General features: G+C 67.2%; 15 protein-coding genes. 7 read left to right on the forward strand and 8 right to left on the reverse strand.

Annotated features, from left to right (window positions below; genetic code table 11):
* Nucleotides 1-101: 101 nt before the first annotated feature.
* On the reverse strand, nucleotides 102-1,307 hold the full coding sequence (locus QSJ19_RS08730) for a lipase family protein (protein WP_286319699.1): 1,206 nt from the start codon (nucleotides 1,305-1,307) through the stop codon (nucleotides 102-104).
* Nucleotides 1,308-1,486: 179 nt separating this feature from the next.
* Here QSJ19_RS08730 and QSJ19_RS08735 point away from each other — a divergent pair, with 179 nt between their 5' ends.
* Nucleotides 1,487-3,058 carry an alpha/beta hydrolase gene (locus QSJ19_RS08735; RefSeq protein WP_286319701.1) on the forward strand — a complete coding sequence of 524 codons (1,572 nt, stop codon included), beginning with the start codon at nucleotides 1,487-1,489 and terminating at the stop codon, nucleotides 3,056-3,058.
* Nucleotides 3,059-3,101: 43 nt separating this feature from the next.
* On the opposite strand, the gene QSJ19_RS08740 is transcribed toward QSJ19_RS08735, so the two are convergent.
* Both QSJ19_RS08740 and QSJ19_RS08745 read right to left on the reverse strand, forming a co-directional pair.
* Nucleotides 3,102-3,935 carry an alpha/beta hydrolase gene (locus tag QSJ19_RS08740; protein ID WP_286319702.1) on the reverse strand — a complete coding sequence of 278 codons (834 nt, stop codon included), beginning with the start codon at nucleotides 3,933-3,935 and terminating at the stop codon, nucleotides 3,102-3,104.
* A gap of 23 nt (nucleotides 3,936-3,958) precedes the next feature.
* Entirely contained in the window at nucleotides 3,959-4,366 is a 408-nt protein-coding gene (locus QSJ19_RS08745) for a hypothetical protein (RefSeq protein ID WP_286319703.1), read from the reverse strand.
* Between the two features lie 140 nt (nucleotides 4,367-4,506).
* On the opposite strand from QSJ19_RS08745, the gene QSJ19_RS08750 reads away from it, so the two are divergent.
* Genes QSJ19_RS08750 through QSJ19_RS08760 form a run of 3 tightly spaced genes read left to right on the forward strand, consistent with a single transcriptional unit; the run spans nucleotide 4,507 to nucleotide 6,679 of the window.
* On the forward strand, nucleotides 4,507-5,478 hold the full coding sequence (locus QSJ19_RS08750) for a pirin family protein (protein ID WP_286319704.1): 972 nt from the start codon (nucleotides 4,507-4,509) through the stop codon (nucleotides 5,476-5,478).
* The gene (locus QSJ19_RS08755) at nucleotides 5,475-5,942 is read left to right on the forward strand and encodes a MarR family winged helix-turn-helix transcriptional regulator (RefSeq protein WP_286319705.1); all 468 of its coding nucleotides are present in this window, start codon (nucleotides 5,475-5,477) and stop codon (nucleotides 5,940-5,942) included. Before QSJ19_RS08750 ends, QSJ19_RS08755 begins: the two co-directional genes overlap by 4 nt.
* Nucleotides 5,942-6,679, forward strand: coding sequence for a pirin family protein (locus tag QSJ19_RS08760; RefSeq protein ID WP_286319706.1), 738 nt, complete (start codon nucleotides 5,942-5,944; stop codon nucleotides 6,677-6,679). The genes QSJ19_RS08755 and QSJ19_RS08760 overlap by 1 nt, the downstream gene beginning before the upstream one ends.
* Nucleotides 6,680-6,682: 3 nt before the next feature.
* Here the strand turns inward: QSJ19_RS08760 and QSJ19_RS08765 are convergent, their stop codons facing one another.
* On the reverse strand, nucleotides 6,683-7,204 hold the full coding sequence (locus tag QSJ19_RS08765) for an ester cyclase (RefSeq protein ID WP_286319709.1): 522 nt from the start codon (nucleotides 7,202-7,204) through the stop codon (nucleotides 6,683-6,685).
* Nucleotides 7,205-7,266: 62 nt separating this feature from the next.
* On the opposite strand from QSJ19_RS08765, the gene QSJ19_RS08770 reads away from it, so the two are divergent.
* Nucleotides 7,267-7,905, forward strand: coding sequence for a TetR/AcrR family transcriptional regulator (locus QSJ19_RS08770; protein ID WP_286319710.1), 639 nt, complete (start codon nucleotides 7,267-7,269; stop codon nucleotides 7,903-7,905).
* Here QSJ19_RS08770 and QSJ19_RS08775 read toward each other — a convergent pair.
* Nucleotides 7,898-8,830 carry an LLM class F420-dependent oxidoreductase gene (locus QSJ19_RS08775; protein WP_286319711.1) on the reverse strand — a complete coding sequence of 311 codons (933 nt, stop codon included), beginning with the start codon at nucleotides 8,828-8,830 and terminating at the stop codon, nucleotides 7,898-7,900. The genes QSJ19_RS08770 and QSJ19_RS08775 overlap by 8 nt on opposite strands.
* Before the next feature lie 43 nt (nucleotides 8,831-8,873).
* Nucleotides 8,874-9,833: a cation diffusion facilitator family transporter gene (locus QSJ19_RS08780; protein WP_286319712.1), complete on the reverse strand. Its 960-nt coding sequence runs from the start codon at nucleotides 9,831-9,833 to the stop codon at nucleotides 8,874-8,876.
* Between the two features lie 111 nt (nucleotides 9,834-9,944).
* On the opposite strand from QSJ19_RS08780, the gene QSJ19_RS08785 reads away from it, so the two are divergent.
* Entirely contained in the window at nucleotides 9,945-10,361 is a 417-nt protein-coding gene (locus QSJ19_RS08785; protein ID WP_286319713.1) for a hypothetical protein, read from the forward strand.
* Here QSJ19_RS08785 and QSJ19_RS08790 read toward each other — a convergent pair whose 3' ends face one another.
* Entirely contained in the window at nucleotides 10,362-10,868 is a 507-nt protein-coding gene (locus tag QSJ19_RS08790) for a mycothiol transferase (protein ID WP_286319714.1), read from the reverse strand.
* 143 nt (nucleotides 10,869-11,011) lie between these two features.
* On the opposite strand from QSJ19_RS08790, the gene QSJ19_RS08795 reads away from it, so the two are divergent.
* On the forward strand, nucleotides 11,012-12,406 hold the full coding sequence (locus QSJ19_RS08795; protein ID WP_286320010.1) for an LLM class flavin-dependent oxidoreductase: 1,395 nt from the start codon (nucleotides 11,012-11,014) through the stop codon (nucleotides 12,404-12,406).
* Nucleotides 12,407-12,409: 3 nt separating this feature from the next.
* Here the strand turns inward: QSJ19_RS08795 and QSJ19_RS08800 are convergent, their stop codons facing one another.
* The gene (locus QSJ19_RS08800; protein WP_286319715.1) at nucleotides 12,410-13,207 is read right to left on the reverse strand and encodes a crotonase/enoyl-CoA hydratase family protein; all 798 of its coding nucleotides are present in this window, start codon (nucleotides 13,205-13,207) and stop codon (nucleotides 12,410-12,412) included.

Consider the following 13,207-nt stretch of genomic DNA (forward strand, 5'->3'; position numbering starts at 1 on the left):
GCTCTCAGAATGCGCCTTCCCACATGTGCAGACGTCCGTTATCTGACGTAGATTCCGGTGCCACTCCAAGGGCCGCGCCTCCAGTCCATGCCGTCAGGACGTCAGCATCCGCCGGTCGGCCGCCCGGCGAACCGGTCGTTCAGGAAGGCCGCGGCGTCACGCTGGAACGGGATGAACGCGGCCCCGTGCGCGTCCCCCTGATATCGGTGGAACTGCGTCGGTACCCCTCGTGCACAGAAGGTGCGGGCGAGCCCGGCGACGTCGGCGGCCACCATGACCCCGTCACCGACGGCATCCTTCTGCCCGACGGCCAGCATCATCGGTGCGCGCGGCGTACCGGCGGTGCCCATCACGTTGCGCGCGATCGCCGATCGCAGGGCGGGCACCTGCAGGAATCCGCGATACGGTGACCGCACCATCTGACCGTCGGTGAGTCCCGGGTAGTCGGCGGCGAAATCGAGGATGCACTGGCTGCTCACCGTGGTCACCAGACGCTGCCCGTACGGCGACAGGAACGACGCGAGATCGAGGTCATAGGCCCGCTGATAGGCGACCACCAGTGCCGGCATCACGCCCGACCACTCCTTGCTACCGCTCACGTACGGGAGATTGTGCGCGAGATTCACCGGGATGCCACCCGCCGCCGCCCCGACGACGGCGAGTTCCGGCGCGTAGGTCGGGGCCAGTTCGGCACCGAACCCGGTGGGAACCGAACCGCCGGAATACCCGATCATGCCCACCGGTGTGGAGCGCGGCAGACGCAGGACCGACTGCGCGGCCCGGATGCCGTCGAGGGCCAGATATCCCGACTGCCGACCGATGGTCCACTCCTGGCGCTGCCCCTCGTAGTCGGGGACGACGACGGTGTATCCCGCCGCGAGGTAACCCGCGATCGCGATCTCCTCGAACTGCGCCGCCCGACTGGGCTTGTTGCCCTGCAGCGTGTACGACGGATCGCACTGCGGCCCCAGGGCGTCGTAGGCCATGTGGAACGACACCATCCGGCCGTTCGGCACACCCGGCCGGAGGATCGTCGTGACGCCGGCGATCGGGCTGCGGAAGTCGTCGTTGCTGCGGTAGAGCACCTGCGTCGAGGTCACCGGCACCGTCACCCCGCGGGCGACGAACCGTGCCGGACGGGTCCGCAGCACGTCACCCGGCCGATGCTCGCCGAGACCGGGTCCCGCACGATAGAACGGGTCCGCGCTGGGCAGCGGCGACGACGGTGCAGCCGTCGCGACCGGAACCTGCCACCCGACCATCACCAGGAGGGCTGCGCCGAGCGCGATCACCCATCGTCTCGACATCGGTTCTCCATCCCTCACGGACACGAATCCGCCCGTCTCACAGCGTTTTCACAGCCTAGTCGAGCCGCCGACAGCTGTAACACCGAAGCGTCGATGCGCGACAGACGAGACAACACGGCTGTACCCCGCGGGGCGTTCGTGTGCCGGGGTATCACCAGCGCAAGTGTGTCAGGAGTCAGATGTCCACCTCACCCGAATCGTCGTCATCGGGATCGTCCCCGTCGGACTCGTCCCAACCGACCGGCATTCCGGAGGGATGGCAGGTGGCGCCCGAGGCCGCCGCCGATTCCGCGCCCGTCTCCGCAGATCAGCGGCCGCGCCGCAGCGGCCGCCGCCAGCTCGCCGGCGTCGCGGTGATCGCCGTCCTCAGCATCGTCCTCTTCGGGATCAGCACGCTGATCTCCGGCAACAACCGCGCATCGGCACTGACCGGTCACCCGGAGGTACTGCGGCAGGGCTGCACCTGGGACAAGTCCGGCAACTACGTGCAGAACTGCAAGGTCTGGTCGAAGTCGCAGAACAAGTACGTCATCGTCCAGATCCGCGCGTCGAACGGCAGCGACAACGGGATCTATCTGCTCGACGGCATGCGCGCCGCCGAGGACCGCTCGGCCTGGACCACCGACGTCCAGGCGGCCAAGGTGTACGACGGCAGCACGGACACGACTCTGGTCATGCCGGTCGGCGGGGCGTCGTCGTTCTACACCGACTGGGACGGCGGGGCCGGCGACAAGAACACCACGATCAAGCAGGAGACGTTCCTGACCGAGGAACTCCCCGACTTCCTTGCCGCGAACTTCGGCGTGAGCAAGAACAACAACGCCATCGTCGGACTGTCGATGTCGGGCGGACCGGCGGTGACGCTTGCCGAACGTCACCCGGAGCAGTTCAAGGTCGTGCAGGCGATGTCCGGGTACTACCAGACCGACAATCCGCTCGGCGCGGCCGGCGTCTTCGCCAGCCAGACCATGGTGTCGAACTACACCAACGGCATCCTCAACATGTGGGGCGCGCCGGGAAGCCAGCGTTGGACCGACAACGACCCGTCGAAGAACGTCAACAAGCTCGCCGAGAACGGGCAGGTCCTGATCATCTCGTCGGGCAACGGATTCCTCACGCCGAGCGAGATGTCGAAGCTGTCGCAGCAGGACCAGATCAGTGCGATCGCCCTCGAGATCCTCTCGGCCGTGTCCACCGTGTTGATGCAGCTACAGGCCGCGCAGTCCGGGGCATCGGTCATCTCGTTGCCCAACTACGGCGGTCACACCTGGGAGAACTGGGGCCGGGCGCTGTCCGACGGCAAGCCGCACGTGCTCGACGCCCTGCGCAACAACCCGCCGGTCACGCAGAAGGTCCAGCTCGTCAGCGCCGCCGGATCGCCCGATCCCGACGGCGCCACCAAGGCCACGCAGGCCGCCCTGGTCGCCGCGAAGGCGTCGCCGGTGCTCGCCTCGTCCGACCTCGCGGTCGCTTCCGGTGAGTCGTCGGCATCGACGAGTTCGGCGGAGTCGGGCACCAGCACCGAATCCGGGACCACATCCCCGGCCGCTGAGTCGAGCACGGCCGAGACTTCGGCCTCCGAGTCCCCGTCCGCCGACGACCCGATCGCACCGGACACCCCAGTCGAGGCTGTCGCCCCATCGGCCCCCGCCACGTCCGACGTCCCGACCGCGCCGGACACCAGGCAGTCGCTGACGGTGATCCCGAACTCGGCCTCCTCGTCGGCGCCGACGACGACCCCGACCCGCTGACCCTCCCGACCGAACGGTTGCCGGCCTGTCGGATTCGCTTCCCTCAGGCCGGCATCCGCTTGTCCAGCCAGTCGATCACGTCCGTGAGGACGCGGTCCCGTTCAGGTTCGTTGAAGATCTCGTGATACAGCCCGTCGTAGATGGCGAGCGTCTTGTCCTCCGACGATGCGAGGCGGTCCACCAGCTCGCTGCCGGCGGGGCTGGTGAGCGTGTCGTCGCCTCCGTGCATGACCAGCAACGGCAGATGCATCGACGGCAGTCGTCGCGGGAACGACTGCATCGTCGAGATCATCGCCGCACCGAGGTCGGCGGGGATCTTGGCCCGGGTCACCAGTGGATCGGCGTTGTAGTCGGCGACGACCTTGGCATCCCGCGAGATATTCGACGAGTCGAGAGCTGTCGTCGGCAGTCCCGGCGCGACGCGCGCCAGCAACGGCGCGAGTCTGATCGCGATCGGTGACAGATCGTCACCCGGCATCACCGCCGCCCCGGACAGGATCAGGCAGGCGAGTCGGTCCTGATGGTCCAGTGCGTAGTCGAGTGCGATGCAGCCACCCATGCTGTGTCCGATGAGGATCGACGGCGCGTCGTCGAGCGCCGTCTCGTCGATCACCGTCCCGAGGTCGTCGGTGAACTGCGAGAACCGTTGCACGCGTATTCGTTTGCCGCCGGATCGACCGTGGCCCAGGTGATCGGGAACGGCAACCTGATAGCCGGCGTCGACGAGACGTTCGACGACGTGGGTGTAGCGGCGGCCATGTTCGCCGAGGCCGTGCGCGATGACCACCGCTGCGCGCGGTGAGCGGTCCGGGCGGCTCAGGTCGTAGGTGATGGTCTCGCCGTGGCGTCCGCGAAAGGTGCGTTCTTCAGCTGTCATGTCGGTCATTGTGTCCCTTCTGCTCAGCTGATGAAGCCGAGTCGGGACGCAAGGCCACGACCTGCCGACTCGATCGCGCCGAGCGGTCGCATCGCGACCTCGCCGATACCGACGAGCGCCTCGACCCGGCTGACGACACGTTCGAGCCGGCCGACGACGTCGCCCATCGCCACAACCGTGGAGTCCACCTGATCGAGGGTTCCGGACAGGCGCGACAGCGTGCTGTCGAGAGTGTCGATCGCACCGTCGAGCCCACCGATCGTCTTGTTCATGTCTACGAGCACCTCGCCCAGGTCGGACAGAATGCCCTCGACCTGATCGACGGTGACGTCGGCGTTCAAGGCAGCCTGGGCGAGCTTCCTGAACCGTTGCCGCTCCTGCGGCCGCTCGTCGCTGCCGGTCCCCCGATTGTCGATACCTTTGTCGGCCATGCCGTGATTATCCACAGCGGGTGACGCTCCTGGCGGACGATCGAGGGGACCTCCCTGACGGAGGAGTCGGAATATCGGCGACCCACCGAGACGTTCCCTCCACATAGCTCAAAATTGAGCTACTTCGAGAGGAGCTCACCATGCCCGCCGTCACCGCTGACACGTTGACCCTGCCCCGCCTGGCCTCGCCCGCACCCACGGATGTCGAGCGGCCGGTGCGATCGATCACCACCGGGCCGCGAGGATATGAGGGCGAAGGCTTCCCCGTCGTCCGCGCATTCGCCGGGGTGTCGGCCGCCGATCTCGATCCGTTCGTCCACATGGACCAGATGGGTGAGGTCGAGTACGAGCCGGGCGAACCGAAGGGGACGTCGTGGCATCCCCACCGCGGCTTCGAGACGGTCACCTACATGATCGACGGCCGGTTCCAACATCAGGACTCGACCGGCGGCGGTGGCCTCATCGAGAACGGAGCAACGCAATGGATGACCGCAGGCGCCGGGATTCTGCACATCGAGACCCCACCGGCTGAACTGGTCGACTCCGGCGGTCTGTTCCACGGCATTCAACTGTGGGTCAATCTTCCGGCCGCGGACAAGTTCTTGACCCCGAAGTATCAGAACCTCGAGGGCGCTCAGACCGCGCTGCTGACCTCAGAGGATGCCGGATCGTTGATCCGAGTCGTCGCGGGTGACGTCGGCGGCCACAGCGGACCCGGTGCGACACACACGCCGATCACGTTCGCGCACGCGACCGTTGAGCCGGGAGCTCGGCTGTCGATGCCGTGGCAGCCCGACTTCAACGCGCTGGTGTACGTCTTGTCGGGTCGCGGGACCGTCGGGGCGGAGCAACGACCGATCCACCAGGGGCAGCTCGCGCTGTTCGGCGCCGGGGATCGGATCACGGTGTCCGCCGACGAGGCCCAGGACGCCAACCGTCCGGCACTCGAGGTGCTCGTGCTGGGCGGACGACCCATCCGCGAACCGGTTGTCCAATACGGGCCGTTCGTGATGAACACACGCCAGCAACTCATCGAGGCGATGGAGGACTTCCGAGCGGGACGGCTCGGGGTCGTCCCCGCCGACGCCTTGATACCGCACACCTCACGATGAGCCGCTCTGCCGCCCAACGGGATCCGCGGCGTGCAGCATGGCAGGTCTTCATCGAGACCAGCGCGCGGTTGCAGACGATGCTCGACGACGATCTCAAGGCGGGCTCGGGCATGTCGCTGGCGGACTATCAGGTGCTGATGTTGCTGCACGACGCACCGGATCGCCGCCTGCGCATGCGCGATCTGTCTGACCGTCTGGTGTTCTCGACGTCGCGTCTGTCGTATCAGATCGACACCCTTGTCCGCCGCGACTGGCTGCGCCGGGAGCGTGCGGACGAGGATCGGCGTGGCAGCTACGCGGTCCTCACTGCGGCCGGGGCCACCGCCTTCCGTACGGCAGCCCGCGATCATGCGCGGTGCGTCGACGAGTTGTTCGTGGACGCGATCTCCGACGCCGACGGCCGGGCCCTGCTCGACATCATGACCCGCCTGTCCGACCGCCTCACCGATGCGAGAGCACACTGATGACACCACAACTGATCCGCGGGACGCAGCGACACCACTGGCGCAACGAGTGGCTCGAGTCGTGGCAGTCGTTCCCCGCGACCGGAAACTTCGATCTGTCAGCGAATGCGCACGGAGTCCTGCTCGTGCACAACGACGATCGGGTCGACGCCGGCGAGGGTCTCGACATGCATCACCATCACGACGCGGAGATCGTGACCTGGGTCTTGGAGGGCACGCTGCATCATCGGGATTCGAGAGGTCATCGCGGCACCCTCGGTCCCGGTGTGATCCAGCGGATGTCGGCGGGGCGCGGCATCACCCACGCCGAGGGAAACGCATCATCACGGCGCGACGGTGGGCCACTCCGGGTGGTGCAGATGTGGATCGCGCCGGATCGCCCCGGCGGCGAACCCGGTTACGCAGAGCACGATTTCACCGAGGAGCTGTCCGGCGGCACACCGGTCGTCGTCGTGTCCGGCCTGGCGCGTGATGCCGAGACCGCCGCGGTTCCACTCGAGAGCAGCCACGCCGCACTGCATGTCGCACGTCTTCGCAACGGCCAGGAGGCGCAGCTTCCGGGATCACCGTTCGGGCACCTGTACGTGGCTTCCGGTGAGGTCGTCGTCGACGGGGTGGGCCCCCTGGAACAGGGTGACGCGGTTCGTCTGACCGATTCGGATGGAGTCCGGCTGGCCGGGGGCGCGGAGGCCGAGATCCTGTACTGGGAGATGCACGCGTCGTTCGAACTCCGCTGACGCTCACCGACGTCGCGCCCGGACCGCCGCGCGTTTGGCACGCGCGCAGCGCAGGAGATACAGCGGCGACGGAGGCACCCAGCCGAGTTGTTCGCCCATTCCGAGATCATCACGATTGGCCCAGTGCTCGATGCACAATCCGTCACTCATGCGGAACCAATGGGACTGGGTGATCTCGAACGTTCTGCCGGTGGGCGCGAACACCTGTTTCACGTCCCCACCGTCGTCATAGACGACGAACGCCCCGGTGTGCGTCCCGGACATCGTCGTGTGAATGACGACGATGTCCCCGGCGGCAACCACCTCCTGCACGTCGTGGCGCAGACCGGTGAACGCGGACCGTAACCACTCGGCAGTCGCCCACGCAGCGTCCGGACCCACACCCCGACAGTCCGGGGGTTCGACGGCCGCCTCCCGGTTGACCATCTCCGGGTGCGTGACCTCGTCGAACTCGGTGCGCGTTCCGGCGCCCATGATGGTCACCGCACGAACAGCCACATCGATCAGATCGGTTGACCGGCCCATCGCGACCTCCGAAGACTTTCATTCCAGTTAGTCTGTACTGAAAATCGAGTATTCATTACAGGGTGACTGGAGTCAATAGGCAGCGCGGATACGATGCGACCGGCCGACGGGATCGTGCCCGACAGCGTCGCCGCGAGATCGTGCTCGTGGCGACCCGGATGTTCGAACGCCACGGGTACTCCGTGACCATTGCCGACATCGCTGCCGACGCGGGAGTCTCCCCGGAGACGATCTACAAGTCGTTCGGGGGCAAGGCGGGCCTGCTCAAGGTGGCGTACGACCAGGCACTGGCCGGCGACGACGAGCCCGTCGCCGTCGCGGACCGCCCGGAGTCACGGGCGATCGACGACGAGCCCGACATCCGCACCAAGCTCGAGATGTACGCCGCGGTGGCCGCCGCGCGTAGCGATAGGGCGGGTCGACTCACGCTCGTCATCCGTGACGGAGCCCGCTCCGACGACGCTCTGGCCGCGTTGTGGGCCCAGACACTCGAGCAACGGCTACGTGGGATGACCATGCTGGCCACCCATCTCGCGGAGGCCGGCGGCCTCCGGCGTGCGCTCTCAGTGGAGGAGGCCCGGGACAGCCTGTGGACGTTGATCTCTCCCGAGATCTACGAGTTGCTCGTGGTGCAGCGCGGATGGTCGAAAGAGCGATATCGCGACTGGATCACGCGGGCGATGATCGCCGAACTCACCTGACGAGCTGTGGGGCAACCTCTTTCGCGACCAGTTCGAGGTGATCGAGATCGGTCAGGTCGAGGGTCTGCAGGTAGATGCGGCTGATCCCGGCCTCGCGATAGCGTTCGATGGTCTCGACGACCTCGTCGGGCGTGCCGGCCGCACCGTTCTCGCGCAGTTCGCCGACGTCGCGACCGATGGCGTCCGCGCGCCGTGCGAGTTCCGATTCGTCTCGTCCGCAACACAAGACGAGGGCTGCCGAGTAGGTCATCGTCTCCGGTCGACGCCCGGCTTTCGCGCACGCCGCACGGACGCGTCCGATCTGCTCGGCCGCGGTGTCTGCAGGCACGAACGCGCAGTTGAATTCGTCGGCGAAACGGGCGGCGAGCGCCGGGGTCCGCTTCTTCCCGGCACCGCCCACGATGATCGGCGGACGAGGTGATTGCGCCGGCTTGGGCAGTGCAGGCGAGTCGGTGAGCCGATAGTGGGCGCCCTGATGATCGAACCGGCGTCCCTCCGGCGTGCCCCAGAGCCCGGTGATGATCTCGAAGGACTCCTCGAGCCGGTCGAACCGCTCCCCCAGCGGCGGGAACGGAATCCCATATGCAGAGTGTTCGCCCTCGAACCAGCCCGCGCCGAGTCCCAATTCGACGCGGCCACCGCTCATCTGGTCGACCTGGGCGACCGAGATCGCCAGCGGTCCCGGGTGACGGAAGGTCGCCGACGTCACGAGCGTGCCCAGCCGGATCCTCGAGGTCTCGCGGGCCAGTCCGGCCAGTGTGAGCCATGCGTCGGTCGGCCCGGGCAGTCCCTCGGCATTCATGGCGAGGTAGTGGTCGGAGCGGAAGAACGCGTCGAAGCCGAGGTCCTCGGTGGTTCGTGCCACGCGGAGCAGGTCGTCGTAGGTCGCGCCTTGCTGGGGTTCGGTGAAGATGCGGAGGTCCACCTGAGCCAACGTACCGGGTGACCCGGCACGGCGACCGATGCGGTCAGGGCGCCAGCGACGTCTCGTCGGTCGTCGACAGGGTCAGGACCGCCTCGACGATACTGTCGCGCCGCTCGATCTCGGCCTCCAGACCGCGCAGACGTGTCGCGAGATCGTGCTCGGCGAGATCGCCGACGATGTCGACGGCGGCGACGAGGTAGTACCGGCTGGGCCCGACGTACTCGGCATGCAGATAGGTGACGCGATCGATGTCCGGGTGATCGAGAAGTGCACGCAGGATCTGCGAGCGTGTGGCCGGCATGGCCGACTGACCGAGCAGGAACTCGCCGTTGCGTTTGATGAGGAACACTGCGATGAATCCCAGCAGGATGCCCACCAGGATCGAGCCGATGGCATCCCAGACCGCGTTGCCGGTGATCTGGTGCAGTGCCATGCCCATCGCGGCGATCGCCAGACCGATGAGGGCTGCGGAGTCCTCGGCGAACACGGCGCGCAGCGTGGTGTTCGAGGTCCGGTTCACGAACCGCAGCGGGTGCATCGAGAACCGCTCACCACCCGCGGTCGCCTGCCGGACCGACTGCAGGAACGAGACGGCCTCCAGCACCGCGGAGATCGCCAGGACGACGTACCCGACCAGATAGTTGCTCTCGGCCTCCGGTTCGGTCAGCGCCGAGATGCCGTGCATCACCGAGACGACAGCACCGACCGTGAACAGCCCGAACGCCGCGAACATGGACCAGATGTACGTCTCGCGTCCGTAACCGAACGGGTGCCGCCGATCCCGCCCACGGCTACCGCGACGTTCGGCGATCAACAGGAAGACCTCGTTGCCCGCATCCGCCCAGCTGTGCGCAGACTCTGCGACCATCGACGCCGATCCGGTCAGAGCCGCGGCGATGGTCTTCGCCACGGCGACGAGAACATTCATCGAGAACGCGATGATGACCGTGGTCATCGACTCGCTCGGTGCGTCGGTGTCGGTCGACGGCTGACTCGTGGTCATCGCTCGATCGTCTCACGCGTGCGGGGACGCGATGATCCGGCGGGAAGGCAATCCACAGTCGGTTCCGCTCCGAACTCCCGGGTACGCAACCAGCGACCCAAGGAGATCATCATGCGCAAGACCACCCGTGTTGTCGGCGGATTCGTGATCGCAGCGGCCGGAGCCGTCGGCGTGTCCCTTGCCGCGAGCCCCGCCGCAGAAGCCGCCCCACAGGTTTGTCCCGCATTGCCGGGCCAGACCTCGACGATGCCGAACTGCAGCGCGTCCTCCGGCTCGACCGGCCTCACGCTGGCGATCACCGACAACGGAGGCACCGCCACCGCGACCGGCGACAACGACGCCGGGCCGGCCGCGATCGCTGTCGGCAAGGGCGCCACCGTGACGATGAACGGCGTGAAGCCGGGCCGGGCCATCGCGATCGCAGGGCCGGGGGCAACCGTCACCGTCGACGGCAAGAACGGTCCCACCTGCTCGGGCGGCCCGGCATTCGCGGGCGACTTCCAGACGCTGAAGGGGTGTCGTTCGTAGCTACGAATCAGCTTGGAGCCCACGCACATACGCGGCCTGGCCGACGTGCTGGGCGTCGTCGTCCACGATGCTGACCAGGCGCACACCCAGCGTGACCGGTGGGTCCCAGTTCTCGTCGATCACGGTGTCCAGGTCGTCGTCGGACAGACCTCTCAGATAGGCGACGGACGCGTCGTGGGTCGCGTCGTAGTACTCGGCGAGCAATCCCGGTTCGACGACGACCTGTCCGACCTCGTCCGCGGACTGACCGTACCCGGACGCCGATGCCGGGAACGGGACCTTGAATCGGTCGTAGAACCCCGACGCTGTCCAGACCTCGTCAGTGCCGGCGACGTCGGCGATCTGCGCGTCCTGGGCGCGGGTGAGGTGCCAGATCAGCCACGCGATCGTGTTGGCCTCTGCAGCGGGCCGGAACGTGAGTTGGTCGGCGGTGATGCCGTCGAGGACGGCGTGGACGTTCTCCGAGACACGGGTGAGACCGTCGATCAGGACATCTGTGGAACGCATGCCTCCACTACTACTCCTGCACTGCGACACGCGGCTTACATTCGCGGTGCGCGCAAACCTGGCGTACCTTCCATCGGCCTCGCAGCATCGCACGGGTGTCCGAACCGTCCCGCCCCCGCCAGATCCGTTTCAACGCCTTCGACATGAACTGTGTCGCCCACCAGTCACCCGGGCTGTGGCGCCACCCGGACGATCGGTCGTGGGACTACAACACCATCGACTACTGGGTCGACCTCGCGACGCTGCTGGAGCGCGGCGGATTCGACGGACTGTTCATCGCCGACGTGCTCGGCACCTACGACGTGTACGCGGGCACCGACGAGGCCGCGATCCGGCAGGGCGCACAGATCCCGGTGAACGACCCGCTGCTGCTGGTCTCCGCGATGGCTCACGCCACTGAGCATCTCGGTTTCGGCATCACCACCGGAACCGGGTTCGAACACCCGTATCCGTTCGCCCGTCGGCTCTCGACTCTCGATCACCTCACGCGCGGGCGTGTCGGGTGGAATGTGGTGACGGGCTACCTGCCCGCCGCGGCGCGAAACATGGGCGAGGAGGACCAACTCGCCCACGATGCGCGCTACGACCACGCCGACGAGTACCTCACCGTCCTCTACAAGCTGTGGGAGGGATCGTGGGAGCGCGATGCGGTCCGCCGCGACCGCGCGCGCGGAGTGTTCGCCGATCCGGCAAAAGTGCATCACATCGGTCATCGCGGCGAACACTTCTCGGTGCCCGGCATTCACCTGTCCGAGCCGTCGCCCCAGGGCTCGCCGGTCATCTACCAGGCCGGCGCGTCACCGCGTGGTCGACGGTTCGCCGCGCAGAACGCCGAAGCGATCTTCGTCGCGGCACCGACCAAAGCGATTCTGCGAGAAGTCGTCTCACAGATCCGCGATGAACTCGTCACGGCTGGTCGCGATCCGTACGACGCTCGCATCTACACCCTCCTCACGATCATCACCGACTCGACCCCCGAGGCCGCGCGCGCCAAGGCCACCGAGTACCAGCGCTACGCCAGCGACGAGGGCTCGCTGGTGTTCATGTCCGGGTGGATGGGCATCGACCTCGCGTCCTACGACCTCGACGAGCCGATCGGCAACGTCGAGAGCAATGCGATCCAGTCGGCCGTGTCCGCGTTCCAGCAGGCCTCCGACTCGGGCAAGGAGTGGAGTGTGCGTGACATCGCGGCGTGGGGCGGCATCGGCGGAATGGGTCCGGTGCTGATCGGATCGGGCGACGAGATCGCCGAGTCGCTCCAGGAATGGGTCACCGAGACCGACGTCGACGGCTTCAATGTCGCCTATGCGATCACGCCGGGCTCGTTCGAGGACATCGTGACCCACGTCGTGCCGGCGTTGGAGCGGCGCGGTGTCTACGACCGTACCTATACACCGGGAACGCTGCGGCACAAGCTGTTCGGCCGCGGAGATCATCTGCCGGACAACCATCGAGGTGCGACGTACCGGGTGGGCGGATCGCGATCGACCATCGACGACTCGATCCGCACGATCGGAGCGCTCACCCCGACGCCCTAGTGGTCACCGCCCACTGAAGACCGCTGCTCGCCGCTCGACGAACGATGACATGCCCTCCGCGGCGTCGGCGGACCCGAGCAGCGTGGTCAGTGTCGGGACCAGGCGGTCGGCGGCCGCACGATCACCTTCGTCGCGGGCAAGGTGCGCGGACTCCAGAGTGGCACGCACACCCAACGGCGCCGCCCCACCGGCAATCGTCGCAGCGATCGTCCGTGCCCGTGCGAGAGCGTCGGCGGCGGTCTCGGTGACCTCCTGCACCACCCCGAGGCGGTGTGCTTCTGCCGCGTCGAACTCGTCTCCGGTCAGCAACCAGCGCATCGCGTTTCCCCATCCGGCCTCCCGTGCGAACCGGATCGTGGCACCGCCGAAGGGATAGATCCCGCGCAGCACCTCCATCTGAGTGAAACGCGCGTCGCGGGCGGCGATCCGGATGTCGGAGGCGAGCAGGAGTTCGATGCCGAGCGTCATCGACCACCCGTGGGCCACCGCGATCACCGGCGTGGTCCACGGCCCATCGAGACGCCACGGATCGCGGCCGTCCGACGGGAAGGGTGACCGGCCCTCGGCGATGGCCGGAGCCACGTCGACGAGATCGAGTCCGCCGGTGAAATGGTCACCGCAGCCGTAGAGGATTCCGACGCGCAACTCGTCGTCGGACTCGAGCAGCCCGTAGGCGCGTGACAGGTCCGCAAGCATCTGTCGGGTGAACGCATTGCGCTTCTCCGGACGGTTCAGACCCATCAGCAGCACATGACCGTCGCGTTCGACGGTGACGGTGGTCGTGTCGAGTTCGTGATTCAT

Source organism: Gordonia sp. ABSL11-1 (genome assembly GCF_030315685.1).
Classification (GTDB): domain Bacteria; phylum Actinomycetota; class Actinomycetes; order Mycobacteriales; family Mycobacteriaceae; genus Gordonia.

Coding starts and splice junctions, on each gene's coding strand:
- QSJ19_RS08760 (WP_286319706.1), top strand. CDS start 5,942: ATGACACCACAACTGATCCGCGGGACGCAGCGACACCACTGGCGCAAC.
- QSJ19_RS08730 (WP_286319699.1), bottom strand. CDS start 1,307: ATGTCGAGACGATGGGTGATCGCGCTCGGCGCAGCCCTCCTGGTGATG.
- QSJ19_RS08765 (WP_286319709.1), bottom strand. CDS start 7,204: ATGGGCCGGTCAACCGATCTGATCGATGTGGCTGTTCGTGCGGTGACC.
- QSJ19_RS08780 (WP_286319712.1), bottom strand. CDS start 9,833: ATGACCACGAGTCAGCCGTCGACCGACACCGACGCACCGAGCGAGTCG.
- QSJ19_RS08795 (WP_286320010.1), top strand. CDS start 11,012: ATGAACTGTGTCGCCCACCAGTCACCCGGGCTGTGGCGCCACCCGGAC.
- QSJ19_RS08785 (WP_286319713.1), top strand. CDS start 9,945: ATGCGCAAGACCACCCGTGTTGTCGGCGGATTCGTGATCGCAGCGGCC.
- QSJ19_RS08755 (WP_286319705.1), top strand. CDS start 5,475: ATGAGCCGCTCTGCCGCCCAACGGGATCCGCGGCGTGCAGCATGGCAG.
- QSJ19_RS08740 (WP_286319702.1), bottom strand. CDS start 3,935: ATGACAGCTGAAGAACGCACCTTTCGCGGACGCCACGGCGAGACCATC.
- QSJ19_RS08800 (WP_286319715.1), bottom strand. CDS start 13,207: ATGAATCACGAACTCGACACGACCACCGTCACCGTCGAACGCGACGGT.
- QSJ19_RS08750 (WP_286319704.1), top strand. CDS start 4,507: ATGCCCGCCGTCACCGCTGACACGTTGACCCTGCCCCGCCTGGCCTCG.
- QSJ19_RS08790 (WP_286319714.1), bottom strand. CDS start 10,868: ATGCGTTCCACAGATGTCCTGATCGACGGTCTCACCCGTGTCTCGGAG.
- QSJ19_RS08745 (WP_286319703.1), bottom strand. CDS start 4,366: ATGGCCGACAAAGGTATCGACAATCGGGGGACCGGCAGCGACGAGCGG.
- QSJ19_RS08735 (WP_286319701.1), top strand. CDS start 1,487: ATGTCCACCTCACCCGAATCGTCGTCATCGGGATCGTCCCCGTCGGAC.